We start from the raw sequence: 10094 nt of genomic DNA on the forward strand, positions 1-10094 counted from the left end.
GCAGCCACTCCCTCCCGGTGATCCAATTGGCCGGTGCCCGCCCTGCCCGGTTTCCTCACCAACCTGATCCCGCCGACGCCGTTGTCGAAGCGTCTGGCGACGCAGTCGTTGCTCTTCGCAGCAGGGGACGGGACGTTCAACACCGCGGCCGCGTTCTACCTGGTGGCCTTCGTGGGGCTGAGCCCGGCGCAGATCGGCATCGGCCTGACGGTCGCCGGGATCGCAAGCTTCCTCACCGCCTACCCGATGGGCCGGCTGGCCGACGTCATCGGCCCGAAGAGGATCTGGGCGATCAGTGCCCTGATCAGCGCGCTGTTGTTCGCCACGATGCCGTTCATCCACGGCTTCTGGGCCTACCTCTGCGTCATCGTCGTCTTCGAGGTCGTCAACAACGCGGGCGGCGCCGGCCGCAACGCGTACGTCCTCGACGTCCTTCCCGACAAGGAGCGGGTCGAGACCCAGGCGTTTATGTACTCCAGCCTCAACCTCGGCTTCACCATCGGCGCCCTGATCGCCGGCGTCGCGCTCGCGCTGGACACCGACGCGGTGCTCAAGTGGGGCGTGCCGTTCTTCGCGCTGGCCATCGGGATCGCCAACTCGGTCTGGGTCACCCGGCTGCCGACGGCTCCCCACGAGGAGCGCCGCGCGGCCGGCGAGGTCACCGAGAAGCTGCCCGGCCCAGGCGCCCTGCGCAACGTCGGCTGGCTGCTGGTGACCACGTTCACCGGCACGCTGTGGACCAACCAGGTGCTGCTGCACACCGTGATCCCGCTGTGGCTGGTCGAATACACCGACTCGCCGCGCTGGCTGCTGGCCTGGCTCTTCGCGACCAACACGGTGCTGTGCATCATCCTCCCGGCCTACACCTCCAAGGGCGTCCACAGCGTCCGGGACGCGTTGCGGCGCGTCTGGTGGAGCAGTGGGTTCTTCGTCGCCGCCTGCGCGATCACGCTGGTCACCCACGACACCCGCGGCATCCTCACCATCTTCCTGGTCTGGGTCGGCCACGTGGCCGTCACCGGCGCCGAGCTGGCCATCGGCTCCGCCGGCTGGGCCTTCCAGGCCGAGCTCATGGACCCCGACCGACGAGGTGAGTACGAGGGTGTGGCCGGCATCGGCCGCCAGCTCGGCGGCGCCTGGGCGCCGGCCCTGTTCACCTTCCTCGCGATGGGCTGGCACCCCGAGTTCTACAGCGGTGCCGGCTGGATCGTGATCGGCGCGATCATCGTCGCTGCGGCGGCCGCGATGGGGCCGTCGACCCGGATGGCCGTACGTTTCAAGGAGACCCACTTCCCGCGCGAGAACGAGCCCGAGCCGGCCGCCGCCTAGTTCGAACCCGGGGATCGGCTCGGGGATCGGCTCAGGATCCGGGCGATCCGGTCGCCGAGGTAGGGCGCCAGCGTCTCCGCGTAGAGCGGAGAGATGTGGAAGCCGTCGAGATAGACCTCCAGGTTCCCGACGACGGGGGAGCACCGCTTCTTCCCGCAGAAGTAGGAGGTGAGGTCGACGTGATGGGCGTTCTCGGCCAGCCGGGTGGCGCCCAGGCTCCCGTCGTCGCGTACGACCCTGGCGCGGCTTCGCGCGCACTCGGCCGAGGCGGCCGGCCCGTGGTCGTCGATGCACGGCTGGACCACCCGTGCGAAGAGCGCGCTGCTGGCCTCGAAGATGGGCGAGTCCTGGACCGCGATCACCGGGACCGACGGGTCCGGCCTGGTGGCCCACGCCTCGGCCATCCCGCGGCTGAGCGCCTCGACCTCGCTCTCGCCGGGCGAGGCCTCCACGCTCACCAGGCTGGAGTGGACCACGACATACGCATCGATCCCCTCCTCCGAGGCGATGTACGCCGCCAGCTTCTCCTTCCACCGGTCGCACAGCTCGACACTCGCCGCGGGCGTGCCGACCCGGTCCCGGGCGTTCCAGTGGCATCCGGCCCGGCCGGCCACGTCGATGCGCCAGCCGCGGCTCTCGGCGATGGCGCGGTAGGCGGGCACGAACTGGTGGTTGTGGGAGTCGCCGATGGCGAGCAGCCGTCGGGTGTAGCCGGTCTTCGGGCCGAGCGTGCACACCTTCAGCTCGACCGGTCGCTCCTTGTTGGACCAGCAGGCCGACCCGTCCGGCGCCTGGTAGCCCAGGCTGGCGTCGATCAGCGTCGACGGGCGTTCGCAGTCGGTGAGCGCTGGATCGAGCGCGGCGGCCCCGATGCAGCCCGCGTAGCGCTCGGCAGCCTGGACCGCCGCCGCCTTGCGGGCGGCGTCCTGGCGCTCCACCTCGCCGGTGACGACCAGCGTGCCGCCCACGACCAGGGCGAGCACCGCGGGAACCGTCACCAGTCGCACCACGCCGGTGAACGGCGCCCCGATCCTGGTGACCGGCCGCTCCACGTACCGATGGGTGAGCCAGGCCAGCACCGTCGAGCCGGACAGGACGACGGCCGCGGCGACCAGGCTCGTGCGGGTCGCGTACGTCCAGCTCAGCCAGGCCACCAGCAGCGGCCAGTGCCACAGGTAGAGCGGGAAGGAGATGTCGGCGACGAACCGCAGCGGCCTCATCGCGAGCAGCCGCTGCGGCCCCCAACGGGACGAAGACCCGGAGCCGAGCACGACCAGCAGCGCCCCGCCGACCGGCCACAGCGCCCACGGACCGGGGAAGAGCGCAGCGCCGTCGAGCACGAACCCCGAGCTCGCGACGAGCGCCAGTCCGAGCCAGGCGAGCACCGGCCGCGCCCCTCCACGCGGACGGAGCAGGTCGAGCCCGAGCGCGAGCAGCGCGCCCACGCCGAGCTCCCAGAAGCGCGCCCAGGAGTGGAAGTACGCCACCTGCTGGTCGGTCGCCCCGAGCCGCCACGCGAAGACGAAGGAGGCGACCGTCGCCACCGCCACCACGACCGCCATCACGAGCCGGAGCCCGCGCCGGGCCCAAGCCCCGAGGACGACCACGACCAGCGGCCAGACCAGCAGGAACTGCCCCTGCACCGCCAGCGACCAGAAGTGCTGCAGCGGGCTCGCGCTCGGCCCGGCGGCCCCGTAGGCGAGCTGGGACCGGATCATCTCCCAGTTCAGGACGTACGCAGCCGATGCAGCGATCTCCCGCAGCGTCGAGCTCCACATCGTCCGGGGCATGACCGCCACCATCAGCACCGCCGTCCCGGCGAGCACGACCAGCATGGGAGCCGAGAGCCGCAGGAACGTACGCCCGTAGTGGTCGGCCAGGTGGAGCTCCGAGGAGGTGACCCGGCGGACCAGCGACCGGGTGACGAGGAAGCCGGTCAGCGCCAAGAAGACGTCGACGCCGCCGGAGACCCGGCCGTTGCCGAAGAGGTGGAACACCACCACGAGCGCCAGCGCCAGGCCCCGCAGCCCGTGGATCTCGGCGATGCGCTGAGACGACGGCGGCTGCGGCATCGGGTCACGGTAAGGGCGGCCGGTGACCCGGGGGAGAAGGCCAGGTTAAGAGCCGAGGACCTGCTCGAGGTGCGGGTTGCCGAAGGTGCGCGACGGGTCGAGCTTGTCGCGCAGCGCGACGAAGTCAGCGAACCGCGGATAGCGTTCGGCCAGGTCGGCGTCGGAGAGCGTGTGCATCTTGCCCCAGTGGGGACGGCCGCCGACCTCGCCGACGATGCGCTCGAAGGCCGCGAAGTAGTCCTTGCGCCACGGCGAGGACGGGGCGGTGTGGATGGCGATGTAGACGTTCTCGCGCTCGAACCCGGTGGACAGCGGGATGTCGTCGGCAGCCGCGACCCGCACCTCGACCGGGAAGGAGATGTTCCACGAGGACGCCTCGACCGCACGCTGCAGCTCGACGAGGACGTCCATGCCGACGGCGCGCGGGACGGCGTACTCGCTCTCCACGAAACGCACCTTCCGCTGCGAGGTGAAGACGCGGTAGGAGATGTCGGTGAACTCGCGAGGCGAGAGGGCGGAGGCGGCGAAGCGGGCCAGCGGCTTCACCAGCGCGGGGACGCGGAGGCCGAGCTCGACGGTCGTGCCGAAGGCGGTGTTGGAGAGCAGCTCGTCGTCGAACCAGCCCCGCACCCGGCCCACCGGGGCCAGCGGCGTCTCCGGCAGCGGCAGCCTGGTGTTGTGCTTGGTGAGCACCCGGGTGGTGTGCGGGAACCAGTAGAACTCGAAGTGGTCGGTGCCCGAGGCGTGCTCCTCGAAGGCGCTCATCACGTCGGCAAGCTCGCCGTTGCCCTCGCGCGCGTTGAGCGCGAACAGCGGCTCGGTCTGCAGCGTGACCTCGACGATGATCCCGAGGGCGCCGAGCCCGACGCGGGCGAGCTCGAAGACCTCGGGGTTCTCTGTCGCCGAGCACGACAGGACGGAGCCGTCGGCGAGGAGCAGCCGGAGGCCGCGTACCTGGGTCGCCAGGCCGCCGAAGCGCGCCCCCGTGCCGTGGGTGCCGGTCGAGATCGCCCCGGAGATCGACTGCTCCTCGATGTCACCGAGGTTGGTCATCGACAGCCCGAGCGCCTCGAGCGCGCGGTTGAGGACCTTGAGGCGGGTGCCGCCACGGACGGTCACCAGCCCGGTGGTCGCGTCGGCCCGCACGATCCCGGAGATCCGGTCGAGGCTGACCTGGATGTCGACCGGTGAGCCGATCGCCGTGAACGAGTGGCCGGCGCCGATCGGCTTGACCCTGCGGCCGGCCTCCGTCGCGGCCACGACGACCGCCGCGAGCTCCGCCTCGTCGCGAGGCACGACGACCTCGATCGACCCCGTGTGCTGGTTGCCTGCCCAGTTCTGCCACTGACTCACGCGGCTAGGGTGTCGGGTCGGAGGCGTCCGGTCAACGGATTCACCCAGATCCGGGCAAGGACGTGGACCGCGCGGTGGCACAGTTGGTCACCTGCCGTTGACGCGGGTGCCGCGCGGGGCATAGACACTTGGGTCGTGGTTACGACTTCCCACCATCTCTCGGCCCAGCAGCACGAACGGCTCGACCGCGCCACCGCGGCCCTCGACGGACCCGTCGGTGCGGTCGACCTCGAGGCCTTCGACGCCAACGCCGACGACCTCGTGCGCCGCGCGGCCGGCACTCCGATCCGGGTGGCCAGCAAGTCCGTACGCTGCCGGGCGCTGATCGACCGCGTGCTCGCCCGCGAGGGATACGAGGGGATCCTGGCCTTCACGCTGCCCGAGGCGCTGTGGTTGGCCGAGACGCACTACGACATCGTGATCGGCTACCCGACCGTCGACCGGGCCGCGCTCGCCGCGCTCGCGAAGGACGAGGAGAAGCTCGCCCGGATCACGCTGATGGTGGACAGCGCCGAGGGGTTGTCGCTGGTCAAGGCCGCGATGGGCACCCCGGCCGCCCCCGTACGCGTCGCCATCGACCTCGACGCCGCGCTGGTCGTCGCGCGCCGCATCTGGCTCGGTGCCCGACGCTCGCCGGTCCGCACCCCCGAGGACGCCGTCGCGCTGGCCCGTATCGTCGCCGAGGACCCGGACTTCCAGCTGGTCGGGCTGATGGCCTACGAAGGCCAGGTCGCCGGCACCGTCGACCGCCCGCTCGGCGGCAACCCACCGGCCCCGGTGATCCGCCGCATGAAGAAGGCGTCCATCGCCGAGATCACCGAGCGCCGCGGGAAGATCGTCGCGGCCGTACGCTCGCTGACCGATCTCGAGTTCGTCAACGGCGGCGGCACCGGCTCGATCGAGTCCACCCGCGCCGACACGTCGGTGACCGAGATCGCGGCCGGATCCGGTCTCTACGGCCCGACCCTCTTCGACCGCTACGACGGCTTCACACCGCATCCGGCCGCCTACTTCGGTCTGAGCGTCGTGCGGCGCCCCGCGCCCGGCATCGTCACCGTCGCCGGTGGCGGCTGGATCGCCTCGGGTCCGCCCGGACTCGACCGCGTCCCGAGTCCCACCTACCCCTTCGGCCTGGAGTACGTCGGCACCGAAGGCGCCGGGGAGGTCCAGACGCCGCTGCGCGGGCACGCCGCCGACGAGCTGGCGATCGGCGACAAGGTCTGGTTCCGCCACGCGAAGGCCGGTGAGGTGTGCGAGCGGCTCGACACCCTCCACCTGATCGAGGGCGACTCGATCATCACCGCCGCGCCGACCTACCGGGGCGAGGGCCAGACCTTCCTGTGACCTACCGGGTCACTCGCCCAGCAGCTGGAACCAGCTCTCGGTGACCAGTTCGCACATCCGGTCGTGCTCGACGCCCCAGAACCCGTCCGCCCAGCGCTGGAACAGATAGTCGAGCTGGCCGACCGCCAAGGCGCCGCGCAGCCGCCGGCTGTCGGCGTCGAAGCGGTCCGCCTTGTCCAGACCGGCGCCGACGTCCTCGATCGTCTGGTCCGTCCACGCGTCGACGATATGGGTGAGATCGGGATCGACGGCCTGGGCGGCGCGGGCGATCGTGACGATCGGACGCACCTCCGGCCACCGAGTCATGGCCTGGCGGATCCAGGCACCGAGCTGCTCGCGGGTGCCGGCCGCCACCGCATCGGCGAGGCCGCCGAGCGAGCTGCCCTGTGGGGAGCGGAGCTGGATCAGCTCGTCTTCGAGGCGTTCGGCGACCAAGGCCTTGAGGACCTCGGACTTCGAGGGGAAATAGGCATAGAACGTCACCCGGGTGGTGCCTGCCGCCGAGGCGATCTCGTCGATCGTCGTGGCCGCGTAGCCGCTTGCGATGAACCGATCCATCGCTGCATCCAGCAGGAGCTGGCGAGTCATCGCCCTCTGGGCTGCACGGTTGGCCATGGCGTCACGATAAGCGACGCCGGGATCTCCCTGGAGATTTCCAAGTTTTCTCGAAACCCCGTGCCCGGCGGTGGGGCCGTCGGTAGGTTCGGTCCCGATGGACGATCACGTGACCTGGGCGGACAAGGGCTTCATGGAGCCGGGAGAAACCGTCGATCTCACCACGTACGCAACCTCCGGTCGCAACCTCTTCGACGGCTCGTTCACCTGGCCGGTGATGGTGCTCAAGAAGGGCGCGCTGGAGCACAACATCGAGACCGTGGCGGGGTTCGCCGAGGAGCACGGACTGCTGCTCGCTCCGCACGGCAAGACCACGATGGCGCCGTCGCTCTACCAGCGACAGCTCGACGCCGGGGCGTGGGCGATCACCGTGGCGACGCCCAGCCAGGCGCTGGTCGCCCGCCACGCCGGCGTACGCCGCGTCCTGGTCGCCAACGAGATCCTCGACCACAGTGCGCTGAGCTGGGTCGCCTCCGAGCGGGCGGCAGACCCGGAGTTCCTCCACCTGCACTGGGTGGACTCGGTCGAGGGTGTCGAGGCGGCGGCCGAGGCGTCGGCCCTGGTGGGCGTCGAGGACCGGCCGCTCGCGGTGCTGATCGACCTGGGCTTCCCGGGCGGACGCACGGGCTGCCGCTCCGTCGAGGAGGCGGTCGAGCTCGCGCGGGTGGTGGATGCGACGCCCGGCGTACTCCTGGCGGGCGTGGCCGGCTACGAGGGCGGCCTGGAGACGGCGGAGGCGGTCGGCGACTACTTCGACCGTCTGAAGGAGCTCGCCTCGACCCTGTTCACCTTGGGGATCGTCGGCGCCGATGCGATCGTGTCCGCGGGTGGGAGCGCCTTCTTCGACGTCCTCGCCGAGCGCTGGTCCGAGGGCTGGCCGGACGGCATGACGCCTCGCAAGGTGCTGCGCAGCGGGACGTACGTCACCCACGACCACGGCCTCTACGCAGCCACGACGCCCTACAACCGCATCGAGGGGAGCCTGGACCCGGCCATCGAGGTGTGGGCCCAGGTCGTCTCGGCCCCGGAGGAAGGCCTCGTCATCGTCGGCATGGGCAGGCGGGACGTGCCCTACGACAACGGCCTACCCGTCCCGCTCGCGGTGCGGCGCAACGGCTTCGGCGGCGCGGAGGAGCTCGAGGGCACCGTCGAGAAGCTGGGCGACCAGCACGCCTTCCTGCGCACCGATGCCGGCCTGCGCCCGGGCGATCTGGTCAGCTTCGGGATCTCCCACCCGTGCACGGCGTTCGACAAGTGGCGGCTGATCCCGGTCGTGGACCTCGACTACACCGTGACCGACCTGGTCCGGACGTACTTCTGAGGGATCAGGGGATGTCGGAGAGTCGCACCCTGACCTGGTAGAACGCGCCGTGGTCTGTGGCCCGGCGGGCCGACGGGCCGGAGTAGACCTGGTAGCGGTCGGGCCGCAACGAGGGGCTGAGGAACGCCTGGTCGATCGGCGCCCGGCGCGCGGTGGCGCACTTCTCGTGCTCCGCGAGCGGGCTCACCAGACCGGTCCCGGGTGAGGTCAGGTCGCACAGGATGTCGTTGCGCTGGTTGAAGTCGCCGGCGACGACGATCGGCACCTCGGCGCGCGCGACCACGTCCTTGACGATCCGGGCGTTCAGGTCGCGCCACCTCTTCTGCCCGGGCGCCGACGGCAGGCTCGCCGGGAAGTGCACCGGCAGCACCCCGACGCGCTGGCCGGTGGAACGCTCCTCCAGCACCACCACGGGCGCGGTGACGCGGGCGCCGTGGCGGTAGTACATGGTGACCGTGTCCTTGCTGACCAGCCGGAACACCGAGCGGCGGAAGAAGACGGCGTCGTCGGTGGCGTCGGGCGTGGAGACGAGCGCGTACTCCCGGCCGAAGGACTCGAATGCCTCCCGCTGCGGCGCCTCCACCTCGGCGAGCACGCCGAAGTCGATGAGCGTACGTCGCAGGTGACCGACCACGATCCGCATCCGTGGTACGCCGTCGAGCCGGTCCGCGGCAGCGCCTCCGGGTGCCGTGTGGTGGTCGGCCCAGGCGTTGAGCCAGGCGAAGCGCTGGAAGCCCGGCTGCACCGGTTCGGCCTGGGCGACCTTCACGGTCGGGCCGGCGGTGGCGGTCGTCGGGACGAGGAAGCTGAGCGCGGCGCCGAGGACGCCGCACAACGCGACCGCGGGCACGACGGCACGCAGCAACGCTGCCCGACCGGGACCCGAGGCGATCAGTGTGGGGGACACGCCTACTGACGGTATGGGCGAGCCATGTGCGCCGAACCAAACGCGTTCGAATACTCGGAAACCTCGGGTGAACTCCGGCGGTTACAGGTCCATGAAGATCAGGGCGCCCGCGATGTCGGCGGTGCCGTAGTGGAGGTAGTCGTCGACGGTCGTCTCCGACACACCCTTCTGTGCGGTCACGAAGCCGACGACGACGGCCTTGGAGGAGTCCTTGGCGACCCACTTCCCGATCACGTCGTCCTGGATCAGGCTGCCGGTGGGCAGGTCGAAGTCGGTCTCCTTGACCGACTCCGCGACCGCCGTCGCCTTCTCCTCGCTGTCGAAGACGTAGATGACCCGGAGCATCCGCAGCTTGCCGCCCTCGGCGTCATGGATCCCCATCGCCGCGTAGCGGCAGCCCTTCTGGTCCAGGGCGGCCGACGCGATCGGCCCGCAGTCCGGGTAGTCCTGGGAGGCGGCGTACGTCGCGTTCATGCTCACGTCCCCGAGCTTGAACCTCCAGTCGCCCTCGAAGAGGTCCGCGGCCAGCCCGCCCGGGGCAGGAGCCGCGGAGGACGGGTCGGGTGACGTGGTCGGGGTCGCGGTGACCGTCACCGGGCCCGGCCCTGCTGTCGGGTCCTCCTCGCCCCGGAGGATGACGATCGCCGCGGTGATGATCACGCCGATGACCAGCACGCCGGCGATCGCCCCGAGTCCGATCACGATCGGCCACGGGTTGTGCGGCTTCTCCGGCGGAGGCGGTCCTCCTGGGGCGAACGAATTTTCCTTCGGCGGCCAGCCGAGCTGCGGCGGCCCGGCCTGGAAGTCCGGCGCAGGAGGCATCGCCCCGTACCCGTCCGGTGGCGGCGGTGGTGTCGGTGTCGTCATCGGTCCCCTTCCCCGCTTTCCCACGATTCTCTCGTACGCACCCGCCACCTCGTCGCCGGGAGAGCAATCCGAACCACCCAAGAAGTAGTCCGGGACGTTCCTGCCCATCTACCCACAGGTAACGGACCAGAACGTCCCGGACTACCGGGTCTGCCTCGGCTACTCCGCGATCAGCTCGACCGGGATGTTGCCGGCGGTGGCCTTCGAGTACGGGCACAGGGTGTGCGCGACCTCCATGAGCGTCCGCACGGTGCTGGAGTCGTCGCCGCGCACCTGAGATGTGCAG

Annotated in this window: 8 protein-coding genes and 1 pseudogene; 3 read left to right on the top strand and 6 right to left on the bottom strand. The window is 70.8% G+C overall.

All coding sequences use genetic code 11. The features are described 5' to 3' along the window. The first annotated feature begins 33 nt into the window (after window positions 1–33). The gene (locus ACFVJS_RS09855; protein WP_378878896.1) at window positions 34–1329 is read left to right on the top strand and encodes an MFS transporter; all 1296 of its coding nucleotides are present in this window, start codon (window positions 34–36) and stop codon (window positions 1327–1329) included. On the opposite strand, the gene ACFVJS_RS09860 is transcribed toward ACFVJS_RS09855, so the two are convergent. The 3 genes and pseudogenes from ACFVJS_RS09860 to ACFVJS_RS09870 form a co-directional block, all read right to left on the bottom strand. Beyond that, window positions 1326–2408: an SGNH hydrolase domain-containing protein gene (locus ACFVJS_RS09860; RefSeq protein WP_378878910.1), complete on the bottom strand. Its 1083-nt coding sequence runs from the start codon at window positions 2406–2408 to the stop codon at window positions 1326–1328. The two genes, ACFVJS_RS09855 and ACFVJS_RS09860, sit on opposite strands and share 4 nt — an antisense overlap. Continuing rightward, window positions 2400–3401: pseudogene (locus tag ACFVJS_RS09865) on the bottom strand (acyltransferase family protein); the annotation flags it as partial. The pseudogene ACFVJS_RS09865 and the gene ACFVJS_RS09860, both read right to left, overlap by 9 nt. A gap of 45 nt (window positions 3402–3446) precedes the next feature. Beyond that, window positions 3447–4754: a D-arabinono-1,4-lactone oxidase gene (locus ACFVJS_RS09870; RefSeq protein WP_378878898.1), complete on the bottom strand. Its 1308-nt coding sequence runs from the start codon at window positions 4752–4754 to the stop codon at window positions 3447–3449. Between the two features lie 135 nt (window positions 4755–4889). Here ACFVJS_RS09870 and ACFVJS_RS09875 point away from each other — a divergent pair, with 135 nt between their 5' ends. Then, a complete protein-coding gene (locus tag ACFVJS_RS09875; protein ID WP_378878900.1) occupies window positions 4890–6098 on the top strand; it encodes an amino acid deaminase/aldolase in 1209 nt (402 codons plus the stop codon). Window positions 6099–6107: 9 nt separating this feature from the next. On the opposite strand, the gene ACFVJS_RS09880 is transcribed toward ACFVJS_RS09875, so the two are convergent. Next, a complete protein-coding gene (locus ACFVJS_RS09880) occupies window positions 6108–6713 on the bottom strand; it encodes a TetR/AcrR family transcriptional regulator (protein WP_378878902.1) in 606 nt (201 codons plus the stop codon). A gap of 97 nt (window positions 6714–6810) precedes the next feature. Here ACFVJS_RS09880 and ACFVJS_RS09885 point away from each other — a divergent pair, with 97 nt between their 5' ends. Further along, entirely contained in the window at window positions 6811–8034 is a 1224-nt protein-coding gene (locus tag ACFVJS_RS09885; RefSeq protein WP_378878904.1) for an alanine racemase, read from the top strand. 4 nt (window positions 8035–8038) lie between these two features. Here ACFVJS_RS09885 and ACFVJS_RS09890 read toward each other — a convergent pair whose 3' ends face one another. After that, on the bottom strand, window positions 8039–8941 hold the full coding sequence (locus ACFVJS_RS09890) for an endonuclease/exonuclease/phosphatase family protein (protein ID WP_378878906.1): 903 nt from the start codon (window positions 8939–8941) through the stop codon (window positions 8039–8041). Between the two features lie 81 nt (window positions 8942–9022). Then, entirely contained in the window at window positions 9023–9808 is a 786-nt protein-coding gene (locus ACFVJS_RS09895; protein WP_378878908.1) for a hypothetical protein, read from the bottom strand. Between the last annotated feature and the right edge of the window lie 286 nt (window positions 9809–10094).

Source organism: Nocardioides sp. NPDC057772 (genome assembly GCF_042798075.1).
In the GTDB taxonomy this organism is placed as follows: Bacteria; Actinomycetota; Actinomycetes; order Propionibacteriales; family Nocardioidaceae; genus Nocardioides.

Excerpts from the sequence above, each read along its gene's own strand:
- ACFVJS_RS09895 (WP_378878908.1), bottom strand. The coding sequence starts at position 9,808 with ATGACGACACCGACACCACCGCCGCCACCGGACGGGTACGGGGCGATG.
- ACFVJS_RS09885 (WP_378878904.1), top strand. The coding sequence starts at position 6,811 with ATGGACGATCACGTGACCTGGGCGGACAAGGGCTTCATGGAGCCGGGA.
- ACFVJS_RS09880 (WP_378878902.1), bottom strand. The coding sequence starts at position 6,713 with ATGGCCAACCGTGCAGCCCAGAGGGCGATGACTCGCCAGCTCCTGCTG.